This window comes from Kitasatospora sp. NPDC001261, from assembly GCF_042896795.1.
Classification (GTDB): Bacteria; Actinomycetota; Actinomycetes; order Streptomycetales; family Streptomycetaceae; genus Kitasatospora.
Window position 1 is genome coordinate 1 of the sequence record NZ_JBIAXP010000031.1, and the last position, 17,139, is coordinate 17,139.

Sequence of the window (17,139 nt, forward strand, 5' to 3'; positions counted from 1 at the left end):
AACGCTCGGCTGGGAAACCCCAGCCGAGCGCCTGCATAAACTCGTCGCGGCCTGATCAAACCGACCACATGTTGCAACGACCCCTGGAAACCGCCGTGAGGGTGTCCGGGGCTCACCGCTTGTGCGGGGTTGTACGGGCGCGCGCTCGGCTCAGAGGGTGCGGTTGCGGCCCGCGCCCCAGCCGGCCGCGCCGACCACCAGGACCAGCACCAGCATCAGCACCAGGGGGGTCTCCCAGCCGCCGGTCAGCTGGCGCAGCGCACCCGCGCCGACCGGGCCGGCCGCCGCGACCAGGTAGCCGATCGCCTGCGACATCCCGCCCAGCTGGGCGGCACCGGCCGCGGTGTCGGTGCGCAGCACGATGAACGCCAGGCCCAGGCCCAGCGAACCGCCCTGGGCCACACCCAGGATCGTCGCCGACACCCACGCGGCGGAGACCGGCGCGACCAGCAGCATCGCGATGCCCAGCCCGTTCAGGGCGACCATGACCACCGCCAGCGCGCGCTGGCTGGTCATCCGGCCGGCCATCAGCGGCACCAGGAAGGCGCCCGCCACCTGCACCAGGTTGGAGAAGGCGAAGACCAGACCGGCCTGGCCGCGGTCCATGCCGTGCTCGGCCAGGATCGTCGGCATCCAGGCGACCAGGGTGTAGACCAGCAGCGACGAGATGCCCATGAAGAGGCTGATCTGCCAGGCCAGCGCGGACTTCCAGATGCCCTCGATCGGCTTGGCCGGCGCGGCGGCCGCGGCCACCGCCCCCTGCCGCTCCTGGCGGGAGCGCAGCACCTGCGGCAGCCAGGCCACCGCCGCGACCAGCGCGAGCAGCGACCAGGCGCCGAGCGAGGCCCGCCAGCCGCCGCCGAGCGCGTGCTCCAGCGGGACGGAGGTGCCGGCCGCGAGCGTGGCGCCGACCAGCATGGTGGTCGAGTAGACGCCGGTCATGGTGGCCGCGCGGTCCGGGAACTCGCGCTTGACCAGGCCCGGCATCGACACGTTCAGCACCGCGATCGCCACGCCGATCACCACGCAGCCCGCGTACAGGGCCGCCACCGAGGGCAGCACCCGCAGCAGCACGCCCGCGCCCAGCACCAGCACCGCGCCGAGCACCACCCGCTCGGCGCCGAAACGGCGGGTCAGCCGGGGGGTGAGCGGGGCGCCGACGCCCTGGAACAGCACCGGGACGGTGGTGATCAGACCGCTCGCGGTGGCGGAGAGGCCGAAGGTCCGCTGGATCTCGCCGACCATCGGGGAGACCGCGGCCAGACAGGCGCGCATGTTCAGCGCGACCAGCACGATGCCGGTCAGCAGCAGCAGCGGATGGGCCAGCCGGACGCGGCCGGGGAGCGGGGCAGGAGCGGTGACAACCGGCTGCTGGGCACGGGTGACGGCCATGGGTGTGCTGTTCTTTCGTGAATGTGCGGGGGAAGCGGACGGCGGAAGGGAGGCTCGCGCCGTCCTACTTCCGGGCCGCGATGGCCGCGAGCAGCTGCTCGACGGCCGCGGTCGGGCCGGCGAGCAGCGCACGACACGCCGCCTCGGCCCGGTCCGGGTCACCGCTCTCGATCGCGTCGACCAGCGCCTCGTGGGTGGCCACGACCGCCTCGGGCATGTCGTGGTCGCCGAAGGCGGAGGTCATCGCCTCGCGAACGGAGGCACCGAAGTAGCGGTACACCTCGGCCAGCGCGGGGTTGTGCGCGGCCTCGACGACGGCGGTGTGGAACTCCAGGTCGTGCTCGACGGTGGCCTCGCGGCTCGCCCGCTCGGGGTGCGCCGCGAACACCTCGGCCTCACGGGCCAGGGCGGCGCGCATCCGCCGGACGTCCTCGGGGGTGTGCCGCAGCGCGGCCAGCCGGGCGCCCTCGGTCTCCAGCGCCGCACGGACCTCCAGGACGTCCCGGATGCCGGAGCGCTGGACGCCGCGCAGCACGGACGCCGGGTCGCTGGTGGAGCGGACGAACGTCCCCTCGCCCTGCCGGGAGACCAGCATCCCGGCGTGCACCAGCACCCGGATCGCCTCCCGCACGGTGTTCCGCCCGACGCGCAGCTGCTCGGCCAGCTCGTGCTCGGTGGGAATCCGCGACCCCACCGGCCACGCCCCACCCGCCAGCTGCTCCCGCAACTGCTCGATCGCGGTGTCGACCAGGGAACGCCGCCCGGCCGCCTGCAAACCGCCGCTCATGCCGGACCTCCCTTGCCACCGCACACGCCGAAACCAGTCGTCGGTCATCCTACAACCGCTTGCCCGGTCATCCTACAACCCACCCCTGACCAGCCCCTGAACCCCCCGATCGGCCTCACCCCACCCGCCGCCGGGGGTGCGTCTCCTCCGCAGACAGCAGTTCCCCGCGCCCCAGCAGGGGCGCGGGGAACTGCGCGGGGCGGAAGGCCGCAGCGGATGGCCCGATTGCCGGCGGTTCTCCGGTTTCGGGTGGGGCTGCGGGGTGTGCGAGCCCGGGGCACGGCGCACAAGGGCCGCGCCGGAGGCGTCAGCGCTGCGGGTAGAGGTGCTCCAGGACCGCGGCGACGCCGTCCTCGTCGTTGCTGGTGGTGACGGTGTCGGCGACGGCGAGGAGTTCCTCGTGGGCGTTGGCCATGGCGACGCCGTGGGCGGCCCAGCCGAACATCGGGACGTCGTTGGGCATGTCGCCGAAGGCGATGGTGTCGGCGGCGCGGACGCCCAGGCGGCGGGCGGCGACGGCCAGGCCGGTGGCCTTGGAGAGGCCGAGCGGGAGCAGCTCGACCACGCCGGCGCCGGCCATCACCACGCCGACCAGGTCGCCGGCGGCGCGGCGGGCGGCCTCGGCGAGGGCGTCGTCGGTGAGGGCGTGGTGCTGGATGTACAGCTTGCTGAGCGGGGAGTCGTAGAGCCCGCCGCGGTCGACCCGGACGACCGGCAGGTCGGAGCCGATCAGCAGCTCGTAGCCGGGGCCGGCCAGCACCTGGCCGTCGAGGCCGTCCTGGTTGGCGGCGATGGCCAGCGGGCCGGTCTCGGCCTCGATCTTCTCGATCGCGAGCGCGGCGAGCCGCCGGTCCAGGGTGAGCGAGGTGAGCAGCTTGTGCGCGCCGGCGTCGTACACCTGGGCGCCCTGGCCGCAGACCGCTATCCCGGTGTAGCCGATCTCGTCGAAGACCGGGCGGGCCCAGACCGCGGAGCGCCCGGTGACGATGATGTGCAGCGCGCCCGCGCCGGTGGCCGCGGCCAGGGCGGCGCGGGTGCGCTCGGAGACGGTCTCCCCGCTGGTGAGCAGGGTGCCGTCGAGGTCGGTGGCGACCAGCCGGTAGGGCAGGTCGCCACCGTCGGGGGAGACGGGGCTGGGGCTGGTGGTGCTCATGGGCCGTACGTCTCCCGGGAGTGTCGCAGGTGGTGCTGGGCGGGCCGGCTTACTTGACCGGCTCGAGGACGGTCCGTCCGCCGAGGTACGGCCGCAGCGCCTCGGGCACGACGACCGAGCCGTCGGCCTGCTGGTGGTTCTCCAGGATCGCCACGATGGTGCGCGGGACGGCGACCAGGGTGCCGTTCAGGGTGGCGAGCGGGCGGGTCTTGCCCTCCTCGCGCATCCGGATCGACAGCCGGCGGGCCTGGTACTCGGTGGTGTTGGAGGTCGAGGTGACCTCGCGGTACTTGCCCTGGGTGGGGATCCACGCCTCGATGTCGAACTTGCGCGCGGCCGAGGCGCCGAGGTCGCCGGAGGCGACGTCGATCACCCGGTACGGCAGCTCCAGCGCGTTGAGGAAGTCCTTCTCCCACTGGAGCAGGCGCCGGTGCTCGTTCTCCGCGTCCTCGGGAGTGGTGTAGACGAACATCTCCACCTTCTCGAACTGGTGGACGCGGATGATGCCGCGGGTGTCCTTGCCGTAGGTGCCGGCCTCGCGGCGGAAGCAGGACGAGTAGCCGGCGTAGCGCAGCGGCAGCTTGTCGGCGTCGAGGATCTCGTCCATGTGGTACGCCGCGAGCGGGACCTCGCTGGTGCCGACCAGGTACCGGTCGTCCTCGGCGAGGTGGTACACGTTCTCGGCGGCCTGGCCGAGGAAGCCGGTGCCGTCCATGGCGGCCGGGCGGACCAGGGTCGGGGTGATCATCGGGATGAAGCCGGCCGCGGTGGCCTGGGCGATCGCCATGTTGACCAGGGCGAGCTCCAGCAGCGCGCCGACGCCGGTCAGGTAGTAGGAGCGGGCACCGGCGACCTTGGCGCCGCGCTCGGTGTCGATCGCGCCGAGGATCTGGCCGAGCTCGACGTGGTCGCGGGGCTCGAAGCCCTCGGCGGCGAAGTCGCGCGGGGTGCCGATCTCCTCGAGGGTGACGAAGTCCTCCTCGCCGCCGACCGGGGCGGCCGGGTCGATGAGGTTCGCCAAGGAGCGGAGCAGGCGGTCGGCCTCCTCCTTGGCCGCTCCCTGCTCGGCGTCGGCGGCCTTGACCTCGGCGGCCAGGTCCTTGGTGCGCTGGAGCAGGGCGGCCTTCTCGTCGCCCTTGGCCTGGGCGACCTGCTTGCCGAGCACCCGCTGCTCGCTGCGCAGTTCGTCGAAGCGGCTGCCCGAGGACCGGCGCCGCTCATCGGCGGAGAGGAGGGCGTCGACCAGGTCGACGTCCTCGCCACGGACGCGCTGCGAGGCGCGCACTCGGTCAGGGTCCTCACGGAGCAGGCGAAGGTCAATCACAGGCCCAAGCGTACCGGGAGACCGTTCCTCCACCGGTACGGCTTTTTCCCTGGGGATAACTCGTCCGCGCCTGTGGATAACTCCTGTGGGGAACTCTCCGCCGCCGGGTTATCCACAGGCTGGGCCCCGGGCCTGTGGATCAAAGGGGAGGATTGCCTTCCGCGTGAACGAACCAGGGAATTGAGGTTTCAAACCTCAATCAACCTTCTCGGGTGAGGGAATTGAAGCACTCGGACGGGTGATTTGCTGGCAACCGGGTGACTCTGGTCCGATTGGTCATCTCTGCGACGCAAACCGATGGTCCGACCGGGTCTGGGCAATGGCTATACCGGTTTGTCGACTCGTCCCCAGGCCTGTGGATAACTCCGGGCTGTGGACAGCGGGGAGCCCTGTGGACAGCGGTCTCCGGCCCCGACGGCCCCTGTGGACGACGGTGCGGTCACCCGCCCGGGCCGCCCGGGCCGGGCGAAAACAGTCGGAAAAGTCCGGAAGGACTCGAGGAGAAGCTCAGATGTCCCCGCGGCCGTCGAGCGCGCGGGAGAGCCAGTCCGCCGCCGAGGTGAAATCCCCGTCCGAGGTCCCCGGCCGGCGGTGGGTGGACTCCTGCCGGTCGGCGCGCGGATAGGAGCCGAGGTACCGCACCTGCGGGCAGATCCGCTTGAGCCCCATCATCGCCTCGCCGACCCGGCGCTCGGACAGGTGGCCCTCGCAGTCGATCAGGAAGCAGTAGCTGCCCATGCCCTCGCCGGTCGGGCGGGACTCGATCCGCATCAGGTTGACCCCGCGCACCGCGAACTCCTGGAGCAGCTCCAGCAGCGCGCCCGGGTGGTCGTCCGGAAGCCAGACCACCATCGAGGTCTTGTCCGCGCCGGTCGGCGAGGAGACCCGCCCCGGGCGGCCGACCAGGACGAACCGGGTGGCCGCGCTCTTCGCGTCCGCGATCTCCTTGACCAGCGGCTCCAGCCCGTAGATCGGCGCCGCGAACTCGCCCGCGAACGCGCCGTCGTAGCGGCCCTCGGCGACCAGCCGGGCGCCGTCCGCGTTGGAGGCCGCCGACTCCCAGTCCGCCTCCGGCAGGTTGGCCGCCAGCCAGCGCCGCACCTGCGGCTGGGCCACCGGGTGGCTGGTCACCGTCTTGATCCCGGACAGCTCGGTGCCCGGCCGCACCAGCAGCGCGAAGGTGATCGGCAGCAGCACCTCACGGTAGATCATCAGCGGTGTGCCGGAGGCGAGTTCGTCGTTGGTCGCGGTGACCGCGCCCTCCACCGAGTTCTCGATCGGGACGAACGCCCCGGCCGCCTCCCCGCCGCGCACCGCGTCCAGCGCCAGCGCCACCGAGGACAGCGGCACCAGCTCCCGGGTCGCCGCCTCGGGCAGGGTGTGCAGGGCCGCCTCGGTGAACGTGCCGGCCGGTCCGAGGTAGGTGTAGCGGGTGGCCGACATGACGCCTCCGTGGGGTTCCGGGGTACTGCGCGGGCAGGGTGTGCCGAAGCAGTCACCCTAACGATTCAACGGCCCCGGCGGCCAAGCGTTCCAGTGGCCGGGACCGCGGCGGTGGATCCCGGGGGTCCGCCGTCGGACCCCCGGGGAACCGTCCGGGGAACTACCCCTCCAGCAGCTGCCGGCCGAGGTAGCCGCCGGGCGGCGCGCCCGGCGGCAGCGCGTACAGGCCGCTCGCCTCGTGCCGCAGGAAGCGGGAGAGGCCGTCGCCCCGGGAGAGCTTGCGCTGCACCGGGGTGAAGCCCTTGCCCGGGTCGTTCTGGAAGGCGAGGAAGAGCAGCCCGGCGTCCGGTGAGCCGTCCGGCAGCAGCCCGTCGTGGTACGAGAAGCCGCGCCGCAGCATCGCCGCCCCGCCGTTGGCCGCCGGGGCGGCGACCCGGATGTGCGCGTCGGCGGGGATCGCCAGGGTGCCGTCCGGGCCCTGCGCTGCGAGGTCGACCGGGGAGCGCTCGCCGGCCCCGGCGGGCGCGCCGAGCGGGGCGCCGTCCGACTTGCGCCGCCCGATCACCCGCTCCTGCCGGTCGACCGGCAGCGCCTCCCAGTTGTCCAGCAGCATCCGGATCCGCCGGAACACCAGGTACGAGCCGCCGGCCAGCCAGGCCGGCTGGTCGCCACCGGCGGCGCAGAACACCTTGGCGGCGAAGCCGTCCTCGTCCGGCCGGGGGTTGTTGGTGCCGTCGATCTGGCCCATCAGGTTGCGCCCGGTCACCGGTTGGGCGGCGGCGCCGGGGGTGCGGGCGAAGCCGGCCGACTGCCAGCGCAGCGCCGCCGTACCGGCCGCCAGCCGCTGGAGCACCCGCAGGGCGTGCACCGCGACCAGGGCGTCGTCCGCGCCGATCTGGACGAACAGGTCGCCGTCGCCGCGGGCCGGGTCGAGCGCGTCGCCGGGGAAGGCGGGCAGCGGTGCGAGCCCGGGCGGGCGGCGGTCGGCCAGCCCGGCCTTGTCGAACAGCGTGGCGCCGAAGCCGACCGTGACGGTGAGCGAGCAGGGCCCGGCGTCCAGCGCGACCTGGTTGTCGAACTCCTCGGACGGCTCCCCGGCGGTCAGCCGGTCGGCCGCCTTCGTCCAGCGCTGGAGCAGGGTGCGCAGCCCGTCCCGGCCGACGCCCTCGGCCAGGTCGAAGGCGGCCAGCTGGACCCTGGCCTGCGGCGGGTCGGTGATCCCGGCCTGGTGCTCGCCGCGGAACGGCACCCGGGCCGCGCCCAGCGCGCCGCCCGGGCCGGCCGCGGCCCGGCCGCTCCGGTCGGGGCGGTCGTAGGCGACCGCCCCGGCGACGCCCGCGCCGGCCCCGACCAGCAGCCCGGCCCCGGCGGTGCCGAGCAGCGCCCGCCGGGTGAAGCCCGCGGGCCCCGCCGAAGCGTGGTCCGCCGGGCCGTGGCCCGCCGGGTTGCGGCCCGTCGAAGCGTGCTCCGTCGACATGTCGGTCACCCCGCTCACCCGATCTTGAACTGCTGGGTCGGGGTGGTCTGGTCGATGTCGGAGGAGCGGATCTGCACCGACACCACCCAGGTGCCCGCCAGCGGCAGCTGCGCGGTGCCGCTCCAGCGGCCGGTGCCCTCCGGGGTGAGCGCGACCGGCAGCGGACCGAGGTCGCGGTCCGGCAGGGTGAAGGCGAGTTCCACCTCGGGGACGTCCACCGGCTGCCCGTCCGCGCCGTCCAGCGCGAGCTTCACCTCGTTCGGCCCGGTCCGGGCCGGGTTGAGGGTGACGGTCGCGGTGCCCTTGGCGTTCGGCGTCCGGCCCTTGGTGTCGTACGGGAGCTTGAGGTCGACGGTGCGGCCCGGCTCGGTCTGCGGCGCCGCCGCGGCCCCGCCGGCGGCCGGAGCGGCGGCCGCCCCGGCCTTGACCTCGCCCGCCACCCGCCCGGGCGGGGAGTTGGTGAGCATCGTCGTGACCACCAGCACCGCCACCGCGACCAGCGCCTCGACCAGCACCGAGCGGCGCAGCCCGGCCCGGGTCGGGGTCAGCCCGCGGTCGCGTCCGGCGCTCCGCAGCGCGGCCCGCTGACGCTCCAGCTGCGCCTGCCGGGCCGGGTCCTCGCTGTGCGCCGCCACGGCGACCGGCTCCGGCAGCTCGGCCGGTGCGACCTCGACCGCCTCGGCCGGGGCCGAGCGCAGCCTGGCCAGCCAGGAGCGGGAGATCCAGGCGACGCCGAGCATCGCGGCCACGCAGCCGCTCTTCACCAGCAGCAGCCGCCCGTACTCGGTGCCGGTCAGCGCGCCCCAGCTGCCCAGGCCCCGCCAGGACTGGTAGATCCCGGTCCCGGCCAGGACGGCCACCGAGCCGAAGGCGATCTTCGAGAAGCGGTCCACCACCTCGGCGCCGACGCCCTCGCGCAGCGCGACCAGCAGCGCGGCCAGCCCGCCCAGCCAGAGCGCCATCGCGATCAGGTGCAGGATGCCGAGCGGCAGCGCCAGCCAGACCTGGATGCCCACCGAGGCGTGGTCGGCGCCGACCCAGGTCGCCGAGAGGGCGACGGCCAGCACCAGCCCGGCCACGCCGAGGCCGAGCCGGGCCTCGCGCTGCGGCCGTTCGGCGACCCGCTGCTCCAGCTCGCGCAGCTCGGCGGCCTCGGCGTCGTCCTCGGCGGCCGCGCCGTGCGCGAGGTCGTCGGAGCCGGCCTCCTCCTCGTCCCGCGGCTTCGGCACGACCGGCCGCGGCGGCTGCCCCAGCTGCCCGACCAGCAGCGACAGGAACACCCCGCCCGCCGCGAGCAGCAGCAGCCGGGCGGCCAGCGCGGTGCCGATCCGCTCGTCCAGCGTGGCGCGCACCAGCGACAGGTCGAAGGCCTGCCCGATCCCGGAGCCGCGCTCGTACGGGCCGCGCAGCATCAGCACCGCGACGGTGGAGACCAGCAGCGCCGTCCAGCCGGTCATCAGCAGCCGCTGCACCCGGCGCCGGGCGGTGCCGGCCGGCCAGCAGAGCAGCACGAAGGCGGCGACGCCGACCAGCAGCGCGAAGGCGGCGTACGCGACGGTGCGCCCGGTGCCGTACAGGGCGGCGACCAGGCCGTCGGCCTCGGCGCCCTGGAGCGCGGTGGCCGACACCGAGGTGTCCGAGGGCGCGCCGATGGAGAAGGTGAACGCCCCTCCGACCGGGTGGGAGTCGTCCGAGACGGCCCGCCAGGCCACCGTGTAGGTGCCGTTGGCGAGTCCGTCGCGCAGCCCGACCCGGGCGGTGTTGCCCTTGCCGTCGGCGTGCGCCGGGTTGCCGGTGTCCACGGCCTTGCCGGCCGGGTCGAGCACCCGGACGGAGTCGCCGGAGAGCGAGACGGACTCGCTGAAGGTCAGCGTCACCGCCTGCGGGGCGGTGGCGACCACCGAGTTCTGCCGGGGGTCGGTGGAATCCAGGGTGGCGTGCGCGGAGGCCGGCCCGGCGCCCGCGAGCATCAGCGCGAGCAACGCGCCGAGCACTCCGAGCACCCCGGCGATCCGGCGGTGGGTGGCCTTCTCCAGGCCGGCCGACTGCATGGTGGCGGTCCCCTTAACTCTGGCCGGGGCGGTAGGTGAGCTCCTTGACCGGCACCTTGACCGAGATGGTGCCGGACTTGGCGAAGGTGAGGTCCAGCTCCAGCTCGTCGCCGAGGACCGGGGCCTTCTGCCACCCCATGATCATGAGGTGGTTGCCGCCCCGGGCGAGCTGCAGCGCGCCGTGCGCGGGGACGTCGAGGCTGTCCACCTGCTCCATGGTCGACGCGCTCGAGCGGTGCATGGTGACCGACTCGGCGGCCGGGCTGCTCACCTTGAGCAGCTGGTCCTGGCCGCCGTCGTTGCGGACGGTCAGGTAGCCGGCCGCCATGCCGCCGGCCGGGGGGAGCGGGATGTAGGAGTCGGCGACGCTGAGCCGGGCCGGCCCGGCGGCGGCACCGTCCTGGCCGCCCGCGCCGCCGCCCGTCCCGCAGGCGGCCAGGATGGCGCCGCCGCCCAGGGCCGTGGCGACGACGGCGCCGAGCAGGGCGCTGCGGCGGAAGCGGCCGGTCCCGGTCTGTGCCGGGGTCACGCCGCGACCCCCTTGGCGAGCAGCGGCAGGTCGTGCTCGTAGGTCTTCTCCTCGGTGCCGCTCATGTAGAGCACGTGCGCCTTGTCGTCCGAGGGGAGGAAGGCCAGCACCTGCGCGCCGTGGGTGGAGGTGACCGTGCCGTCCGCGTTGACGACCGGGTCCTCGATCATGATGCCGAGCGACCTGGCGGCGGTCTTCACCTTGGCCAGGTCCCCGGTGAGGCCTATGAAGTCGCTGCCCATCGAGTCCAGCCAGGTGCGCAGCACCTGGGGGGTGTCGCGCTGCGGGTCGGTGGAGACGAAGACGACGTTGACCTTCTGCCGCTCCTCCGCGGGGAGCGCCTTCATCGCGACGCCGATGTCGCCCATGGTGGTCGGGCAGACGTCCGGGCAGCTGGTGTACCCGAAGAACAGCAGGGTGGCCTTGCCGTTGGTCTGCTGGCGCAGGTCGAAGGGCTGGCCGGCGGTGTCGGTCAGCTGGAGGTCCGGCTTCTCGAAGTTCTTGGCGAGCTTGGTGCCCTGGTACGGGGTGTCCTCCTTCTGCCGGGTGACCTTGGCGGCGGTGGAGCCGCCGCCGGAGGAGCCGCAGGCGGAGAGGGTCAGGGCGGCGGCCAGCGCGAGGGCGGCCGCGCCGGCCAGGCGGGTGGTGCGGGGCATGGGAGTTCCGATCGTGCGGGGTGGGCCACCGGTGGGGCCCGTACCCGTGGTCCGGGTACGGGCCCCGCCGGCGTGGGGTCAGGAGGCGGTGTTGCCGCTCTTGCGGCGCAGGCCGAGCACACCGACGGCGGTGCCGATCACACCGACGACGATGCCGACCACGCCCAGGGTGCGGGCGGTGGAGTCGCTGGACTTGGCGTCGCCGGCGGCGGCGGCCTGGTCGGAGCTGCCCCCGTGGGCGCCCGCGGCCGGGGAGGCGGTGACGCCGTGGCCGTCACCCTCGGCGGCCTTGGTGAGCTTCAGGACGGGCGCGGGCTTGGCCGGCTCGGGCTGGCCGTCCTTGGTCTCGTCGATCCAGCGGGCGATGTCGCCGTTGTCGTAGGTCTGGAGGGTCTTGAAGACCAGGTTGTCGGTGTCGGTCGGCAGCGGGCCGAGCGAGACCCGGAACTCCTGGAACTGGCCGGGGGCGATCTTGGTGCCGGCGTCGGCGGTCCAGGTGATCTTGGAGACGGCTTCGGTGACGTCGTTGCCGTGCACCTTGATCGGCTTGTCGAGCTTGGCCTTCTCGACCGCGGCGGTCCAGCCCGGCAGCGGCAGGGTCCGGACCGAGGCCAGCGGGTGGTCCAGCGGGAGGTTGACCTCCAGCTTCACCGTGCCCGCCGTGTCGCTCTCGTTCGGCACCCGGAAGTCGACGGCCGTGTAGCCGCCCTGGGCGGCCGCACCCGGGTTCACGGTGACGTGCGCGAAGGCGGGGCCGGCCAGCGCCACCACGGACGCGGCGGCGGTGAGGGCGACGGCGGCGAGACGGCGGGCGGGAAGGGAACGCATGATGCGGGTCTCCGATCGGAGCTCGGCGGCAGCCGGAACCGGCGACGGACGGGAGCCGTGCCGCGGGGGCCGCGGGGGTGGGGACGCGGGGGTGGAGCCTCGGGCCGCCCCCGGTGGTCGGGGGAACGGCCGGACGGTACGCACGCCGGGCACCCGGGACGGCCGAGGCCGCCAGGAAACGCCGGTCAGTACGCGAGGGCCCCGCACGGCGGGCCGCGCCGCACCACGCTGTGCCGCAGCACGGCACCCGCCGGGAGCGGGCTCTCCCCGCCCCGGGCACCGAACCGGCGGGCCGGGCCGACCGTCCCGAACAGACCGCGCAGCAACGCGGCCACCAGCGCGAACGCCGTACGCAGCGGCGCCGCCCAGTGCTCCCGGGCGGCCGTGGCGGCCACCCGCAGCAGCTGCCACAGGGCCGCCTCGCCGCGCCGCAGCCACCAGCCCGCGACCAGCGCGGCGCCGAGGTGCCCGGCCAGCATCGACGGCGTCATGCCGAAGACCCCGGCCTGCCACCAGGGCGCGGCGGCGAACGCGTGCGGGTCCAGGCCCGCGGAGGAGACCAGCTGCTCCGGGGACGGGCTGCCCGGCAGGCCGAGCAGCGTGCCGGGGCGGGCCTCGTTGCAGATCAGCCGGCCGGCCACCTGCGGCACCGTCAGCGGACCGGAGCCGCCGTGGTGCATGCCGGCCATGGAGCCGCCGAAACCGTTGAAACCGTGGAAGAGGCAGTGCAGTCCGAGCTGCCCGGCGCCGAGCGCCCCGGCGATGGCCGCCAGCGAGCGCTCCCGCCCGCCGCAGACCACCGCGAACGCCAGCACCGCGGCGAAGCCCAGCGCCAGCGCGGTCGGCGGCACGTTCCCGCCACCCGCCAGGGCGTGCCCGGCGGCGGCTATCAGGGTGCACACCAGCGCGAACGGGACCGCCCGGGCAAGCCGCAGGTCCCAGGCGGCGGACCCCACCGGCTGGGCCGGTCCGGGGGCGCCCGGGAGCGGGGCGGCGGCGAGGGCAGTCATGGCCGGGCCATCCTCTCATTGCGTACGCCGCCGACACGGGCAGGGTGGGAAATCCCTACGAATGCCCCTTTCGGCGGCGCGTGCGAGGGGGCGTACGCGTCGCCCGGCACAGACCCCGGCCCCCGGTCCATCCGCCGAACGGGCGGTAGCGGCCCCCGGGCACGGTTCGCCGGGGAATCGCCCGGAGATACCTAGTTGTATGTGGAGCCGCAGCCAGGAGGGACCTCCCGTGGACATCTGGTGGACTCTGCACCTCAAGCGCGACCCGGCCAGCGTTCCGCTGGCCCGGCGCATCCTGCTCGGTGCGATGGCGACCGCGGGCGTCGACCCGCAGATCGCGGACGACCTCGGCGTCGCCCTCACCGAGGCCTGCGCCAACGCCGTCGAGCACGGCGCCACCGGGCGGCCCGACGACGGCTTCCAGGTCACCGCCTCGATCTGCGGCGACCGGCTGCGGATCGAGGTCACCGACTCGGGCCCCGGCCTGCCGGCCCCCGCCCCCGCCGGGGCCGCCGCCGTCCGCCGCACCCCCGCGCCGGACCAGGCCCGTCCGGCGGCGGCCGGCCGGGCGCCCCGCCGCACCCGCCGCGGCCGCGCCACCGTCCCGGCCCGCGTCCTCGCCGCGTACGGCCCCCGCCGCGACGGCCACCCGTACGACACCCACGTCCTGCCCTGTCGCCCCAGCGTCCCCACCCTGCGCCCGGTCGACCTGGACACCCTCCCCGACCTCACCGCCGAGTCCGGCCGGGGCCTCTTCCTCATCCACGCCCTCACCGACCACGTCCAGCTGCGCAACCACCCGCTGCGCGGGGCGATCGTCAGCTTCGACAAGATCCTCAAGTGGCAGGACGACGCGCTGCTGCGGGCGGCTTCGTAGGGCGGGTGGCGTTGTAGGGGACGGCGGGGGAGCCGGGGTCGGTCAGTGGCGCAGGGCTTCGGCCGGTTCGACGGCGGCGGCCCGGAGGGCCGGGTAGAGGCCGGCCAGTAGGCCCACCAGGCTGCCGGCCAGGGGTGCGGGCAGGACCGTCCAGGGCTGGAGCAGGGCGGTCCAGTCGCGGGCCAGCGCGACCAGCACCACGACGGCCACGCCGATCGCGGTGCCGATCAGCCCGCCGAGGGTGCCGAGCACGGTGGACTCGGTGAGGAACTGGGCCGCGATGTGCCGGGGCCGGGCGCCGAGGGCGCGCCGCAGGCCGATCTCGCCGGTGCGCTCCAGGACGGCGACCAGCGTGGTGTTGGCGATGCCGACCGCGCCGATCACCAGGCAGATGGCGGCCAGCAGCAGGAACAGCCCGGTGAGGTCGGTGGAGACGGAGTCCCGCAGGGTGTGCGGGTCGGGCGGGGCGAGGGCCTCGAAGTCCTGGGGGGCCTCCGGGCGCAGGGCGGTCGGGGCCTGGGAGGCGACCAGGGCGGCCGCGCCGGTCCGGGTGCGGACCACCATCCGGGCCCGGCCGTTCTCCCCGGGCGGCGGGTTGCCCCAGAGCGTCCGCGCGGTGGTGGTGGGCACCATGACGTCGAGCGCGGTCTCGGGCAGCCGGGCGCTGCCGTCGATGATGCCGATGACGGTGAAGCCGACGCCGTTGACGAACACCGCGGGGTGGGCGTCGAGGCGGCTGATGCCGAGCCGTCCGGCGGCGGCCGAGCCCAGGACCGCGACGCGCAGGCCGCGTTCGCTGTGGAAGGCGTTGTAGACGGTGCCGGCGGAGACCCGGGCCTCGATCGCGTCGAAGCCGCCGGGGGAGAGCGCCAGGACGTTGAGCCCGGCGCCGGAGCCGGTGCCGGGCACCGGGGAGGTGGAGATCTTCGGCTCGGTCAGCGGCGCGCTCCAGTAGACCCCGGCCGCGACCGCGCCGTTGAGCCGGCCCACCCGGCGGTCGGCGTCCTCGGGGAAGTCCATGGCGGCCCGGTGCTGGCCGTTGCCGAGGACCACCTCCGCTCCGCGGCCGACCAGGGTGACCGTGGTGTTCTGCAGGGCCGAGAAGCGCTTGCCGATCTGGCCGGTGGCGCTGGAGGTGAGCCCGAGGACGGCGACGAAGGCGCCGACGCCGAGGACGGTGCCCAGCAGGGTGAGCACCGACCGGCCGGGGCGCTGCACCATGCCGGACAGCGCCTCGCTCAGCAGGTCGGTCAACCCGAGCCGGGAGAGCGGGACTTCGGTGGACGTGGCGCGCCTCCTCACCGTTCGACCGCCGCCCCGGTCGCGCTCAGCCGGCCGTCCCGGATGGTGATGGTCCGCCGGGCCCGTTCGGCGACCTCGCGGTCATGGGTGATGACCAGCAGGGTCAGGCCGCTCCCGTGCAGTTCCTCGAACAGCTCCATGACCCGCAGGGCCGTCGCCGAGTCGAGGTTCCCGGTCGGTTCGTCGCACAGCAGGAGCGACGGCCGGTTCACCAACGCCCTTGCCACCGCGACGCGTTGGCGTTCACCTCCGGACATCCTGGAGGGCAGGGCCTCGGCGCGGTGGCCGAGGCCGACCTGGTCCAGGACCCGTCGGGCGGCGTCGGCCCGGCCCGCCCTGGCCGATCCGTTGTAGACCTGGGCGAGCATCACGTTCTCCAGTGCGGTCCGGTACGGCAGCAGGTGGAAGGACTGGAAGACGAAGCCGATCCGGCGCCCGCGGAGCGCGGTGCGGCGGGCCTCGGAGAGCGCGCCGGTGTCGATGCCGTCGAGTTCGTACGTGCCGCCGCTGGGCCGGTCGAGCAGGCCGAGCAGGTTGAGGAAGGTCGACTTGCCGGAGCCCGAGGGGCCGATCACGGCGGCGTACTCGCCGCGGGCGACCTCCAGGTCGAGGGGGTGCAGGGCGGTGACCGGCGGTGGGCCGGGGAAGGTGCGGAACGCCCCGCGCAGCCGGATCACCGGGGTGTCGCGGTCGGCTCCGGCGCGGTCTGTCCCGGCCCCGCTCACCGGCCGACCACGACCTGCTCGCCGGGCTTGAGCTCGGCTCCGGCGGCGGGCTTGACCTCGACGAAGCCGTCCGCGGCGACGCCCGCCGTCACCTCCACGGTGCGCCGGGTGCCGTCGGTGCCCGCGACGGACACCGAGGTCCGGCCGTCGACGCCCGAGCTGATGGCGGAGGAGGGCACGGCGAGCACCTCGCCCTGGGTGGAGGCGGCGACCACGGTGATCCGGACGTCCTGGCCCTCCAGGGCCGGGTCCCAGGGGGCGTCGCGGGTGACGACGAGCGGGACGTAGGGGTCGGTGCCGGCGCCCGGGGCCGCCGGTGCCGCGCTGGCGGCGCCGCCTCCACCCCCGCCACCCCCGCCGCCACCGGGGCTTCCCGGGGTGACGAGCGCGCCCACCGAGCCGACCTTGGCGGTGAGTTGGACGCCCGTGGTCTCGGACAGCACGGTGACGTCCATGCCGGGCTTGACCAGCGGGGCGTCGCCGGGGAGCAGGTGGCCGGTCAGGTTGAGGCCGCCGGCGGTGAGGGTGAGGACCGGGGCCGTCACCTTATCGCCGACCCTGGCGCCGACGGCGCCCACCCGGGCCGGCAGCGCGGGCAGGAAGACCACCTCGGCGGCGGGCAGTTGGGGGCCGTCCTTGGCCTGGGCGCGGGCCAGGTCCTGCTGCTTGGCGGTGAGATCGGCGCGGGCCCGGGCGAGCGCGGCGGCACCTCCGGAACCGGCGCCACCGGAACCGGCACCTCCGGCGGGTGCGCCGGTCCCGGTGGTTCCCGGGGCCGGTGCGCCGTTCTTGCCGGCCGCCGGGGCCGTGGTGGCCGGAGTGGCCGCCGCGGCCGGCTCGCCGCCGCCGCGGGCGGGCTGGCTCTCCAGGTCCCGGACGGCCTGTTTGGCCTGGTCCACGGCCTGCTGGGCGGTCCGGACGGCGGTGGCGGTCTGGTCGCCGGTGGTGGCCGCCGGGTAGCCGAGCTTCTGGTAGAGCCTGGCCACGGCGGCCTTGGTGGCGGCCCCGAAGTACCCCTTGTCGTCGCCGCCCGGGTAGTACCCCATGTCCCGGAGCACGTCCTGCAGTTGGCCGATGTCGCCGCCGGACTCGCCCGGTGCCATGTCGCGGTAGGCGGGTGTCGAGCCGGGCAGGGCGATCACCGGCCGTCCGGACACCTCGGCCAGCACCTGTCCGGAGTCCACCGCGTCCCCGCTGTTGACCTTCAGCGCCGTCACGATCGGGGTGCCGCCGCCCGGGCCGCCGGCGCTGGCCGAGACCGCGCCCGGCTGCACCGGGAAGGACTGGCCGGCCGTGAACACCCCGCGCAGGACGGTGGTGTTGGACAGCACCCGCTGCACCACCGGTGCCGTGAGCACCGAGGCGGGCGGCGCCTTGGCGTCGGCGGCGGCCTGCTCCGGCGAGCGGATCAGGGTGGCGGCCCACATCCCGCCCCCGGCGGTGACCGCCGCGACCAGGGCGATCACGACGATCAGCCGCCGCCGTCGACGCGGGGTGGACCCGGCCGGGGTGGCGGGTTCCGCTGCGGTGGCCTCGGGCTCGGGTGTTTCCACGGCTTCCATTTCCGGTACGTCTTCCGGTGCTT

The 17,139-nt window shown here is 75.0% G+C and carries 15 protein-coding genes; 1 reads left to right on the top strand and 14 read right to left on the bottom strand.

Features of this window, described 5'->3' with window-relative positions; genetic code table 11:
* Nucleotides 1-150 precede the first annotated feature (150 nt).
* The 11 genes from ACFY4B_RS33515 to ACFY4B_RS33565 all read right to left on the bottom strand — a co-directional run bounded on the left by ACFY4B_RS33515 (nucleotide 151) and on the right by ACFY4B_RS33565 (nucleotide 12,650).
* Nucleotides 151-1,392, bottom strand: a complete 1,242-nt coding sequence (locus ACFY4B_RS33515) for a CynX/NimT family MFS transporter (RefSeq protein WP_387828191.1) — start codon at nucleotides 1,390-1,392, stop codon at nucleotides 151-153.
* A 64-nt stretch (nucleotides 1,393-1,456) separates the two neighbouring features.
* On the bottom strand, nucleotides 1,457-2,179 hold the full coding sequence (locus tag ACFY4B_RS33520; RefSeq protein ID WP_049652863.1) for a FadR/GntR family transcriptional regulator: 723 nt from the start codon (nucleotides 2,177-2,179) through the stop codon (nucleotides 1,457-1,459).
* Between the two features lie 307 nt (nucleotides 2,180-2,486).
* Nucleotides 2,487-3,332 carry an HAD family hydrolase gene (locus tag ACFY4B_RS33525; RefSeq protein ID WP_049652861.1) on the bottom strand — a complete coding sequence of 282 codons (846 nt, stop codon included), beginning with the start codon at nucleotides 3,330-3,332 and terminating at the stop codon, nucleotides 2,487-2,489.
* A gap of 49 nt (nucleotides 3,333-3,381) precedes the next feature.
* Complete coding sequence (gene serS / locus ACFY4B_RS33530; protein ID WP_074002021.1) at nucleotides 3,382-4,656, bottom strand: serine--tRNA ligase; 1,275 nt, start codon at nucleotides 4,654-4,656, stop codon at nucleotides 3,382-3,384.
* Nucleotides 4,657-5,163: 507 nt separating this feature from the next.
* On the bottom strand, nucleotides 5,164-6,099 hold the full coding sequence (gene pheA / locus ACFY4B_RS33535; protein ID WP_049652857.1) for a prephenate dehydratase: 936 nt from the start codon (nucleotides 6,097-6,099) through the stop codon (nucleotides 5,164-5,166).
* Between the two features lie 160 nt (nucleotides 6,100-6,259).
* On the bottom strand, nucleotides 6,260-7,576 hold the full coding sequence (efeB, locus tag ACFY4B_RS33540) for an iron uptake transporter deferrochelatase/peroxidase subunit (RefSeq protein ID WP_387974275.1): 1,317 nt from the start codon (nucleotides 7,574-7,576) through the stop codon (nucleotides 6,260-6,262).
* 14 nt (nucleotides 7,577-7,590) lie between these two features.
* Nucleotides 7,591-9,627 (bottom strand): FixH family protein, encoded by a 2,037-nt coding sequence (locus ACFY4B_RS33545; RefSeq protein ID WP_387974278.1) that lies wholly within the window; start codon nucleotides 9,625-9,627, stop codon nucleotides 7,591-7,593.
* A gap of 13 nt (nucleotides 9,628-9,640) precedes the next feature.
* A complete protein-coding gene (locus ACFY4B_RS33550; protein WP_053112532.1) occupies nucleotides 9,641-10,156 on the bottom strand; it encodes a copper chaperone PCu(A)C in 516 nt (171 codons plus the stop codon).
* Nucleotides 10,153-10,812: an SCO family protein gene (locus tag ACFY4B_RS33555; protein WP_049660017.1), complete on the bottom strand. Its 660-nt coding sequence runs from the start codon at nucleotides 10,810-10,812 to the stop codon at nucleotides 10,153-10,155. Before ACFY4B_RS33555 ends, ACFY4B_RS33550 begins: the two co-directional genes overlap by 4 nt.
* A gap of 78 nt (nucleotides 10,813-10,890) precedes the next feature.
* The gene (locus ACFY4B_RS33560; RefSeq protein ID WP_387828206.1) at nucleotides 10,891-11,640 is read right to left on the bottom strand and encodes a YcnI family protein; all 750 of its coding nucleotides are present in this window, start codon (nucleotides 11,638-11,640) and stop codon (nucleotides 10,891-10,893) included.
* Nucleotides 11,641-11,825: 185 nt separating this feature from the next.
* On the bottom strand, nucleotides 11,826-12,650 hold the full coding sequence (locus ACFY4B_RS33565; protein ID WP_387974281.1) for a hypothetical protein: 825 nt from the start codon (nucleotides 12,648-12,650) through the stop codon (nucleotides 11,826-11,828).
* Nucleotides 12,651-12,879: 229 nt separating this feature from the next.
* Between ACFY4B_RS33565 and ACFY4B_RS33570 the strand changes: the two genes are divergently transcribed.
* On the top strand, nucleotides 12,880-13,527 hold the full coding sequence (locus ACFY4B_RS33570) for an ATP-binding protein (protein ID WP_181970636.1): 648 nt from the start codon (nucleotides 12,880-12,882) through the stop codon (nucleotides 13,525-13,527).
* 42 nt (nucleotides 13,528-13,569) lie between these two features.
* On the opposite strand, the gene ACFY4B_RS33575 is transcribed toward ACFY4B_RS33570, so the two are convergent.
* Genes ACFY4B_RS33575 through ACFY4B_RS33585 form a run of 3 tightly spaced genes read right to left on the bottom strand, consistent with a single transcriptional unit; the run spans nucleotide 13,570 to nucleotide 17,107 of the window.
* Complete coding sequence (locus tag ACFY4B_RS33575; RefSeq protein ID WP_049657145.1) at nucleotides 13,570-14,829, bottom strand: ABC transporter permease; 1,260 nt, start codon at nucleotides 14,827-14,829, stop codon at nucleotides 13,570-13,572.
* On the bottom strand, nucleotides 14,826-15,554 hold the full coding sequence (locus ACFY4B_RS33580) for an ABC transporter ATP-binding protein (RefSeq protein ID WP_049657146.1): 729 nt from the start codon (nucleotides 15,552-15,554) through the stop codon (nucleotides 14,826-14,828). Before ACFY4B_RS33580 ends, ACFY4B_RS33575 begins: the two co-directional genes overlap by 4 nt.
* Nucleotides 15,551-17,107 (bottom strand): peptidoglycan-binding protein, encoded by a 1,557-nt coding sequence (locus ACFY4B_RS33585; RefSeq protein WP_387974285.1) that lies wholly within the window; start codon nucleotides 17,105-17,107, stop codon nucleotides 15,551-15,553. Before ACFY4B_RS33585 ends, ACFY4B_RS33580 begins: the two co-directional genes overlap by 4 nt.
* Nucleotides 17,108-17,139 lie beyond the last annotated feature (32 nt).

What these genes read in the sequence shown, in the direction of transcription:
- ACFY4B_RS33520 (WP_049652863.1), bottom strand. Translation starts at nt 2,179, where the DNA reads ATGAGCGGCGGTTTGCAGGCGGCCGGGCGGCGTTCCCTGGTCGACACC.
- ACFY4B_RS33545 (WP_387974278.1), bottom strand. Translation starts at nt 9,627, where the DNA reads ATGCAGTCGGCCGGCCTGGAGAAGGCCACCCACCGCCGGATCGCCGGG.
- ACFY4B_RS33525 (WP_049652861.1), bottom strand. Translation starts at nt 3,332, where the DNA reads ATGAGCACCACCAGCCCCAGCCCCGTCTCCCCCGACGGTGGCGACCTG.
- ACFY4B_RS33560 (WP_387828206.1), bottom strand. Translation starts at nt 11,640, where the DNA reads ATGCGTTCCCTTCCCGCCCGCCGTCTCGCCGCCGTCGCCCTCACCGCC.
- ACFY4B_RS33565 (WP_387974281.1), bottom strand. Translation starts at nt 12,650, where the DNA reads ATGACTGCCCTCGCCGCCGCCCCGCTCCCGGGCGCCCCCGGACCGGCC.
- efeB (WP_387974275.1), bottom strand. Translation starts at nt 7,576, where the DNA reads ATGTCGACGGAGCACGCTTCGACGGGCCGCAACCCGGCGGGCCACGGC.
- ACFY4B_RS33515 (WP_387828191.1), bottom strand. Translation starts at nt 1,392, where the DNA reads ATGGCCGTCACCCGTGCCCAGCAGCCGGTTGTCACCGCTCCTGCCCCG.
- ACFY4B_RS33555 (WP_049660017.1), bottom strand. Translation starts at nt 10,812, where the DNA reads ATGCCCCGCACCACCCGCCTGGCCGGCGCGGCCGCCCTCGCGCTGGCC.
- pheA (WP_049652857.1), bottom strand. Translation starts at nt 6,099, where the DNA reads ATGTCGGCCACCCGCTACACCTACCTCGGACCGGCCGGCACGTTCACC.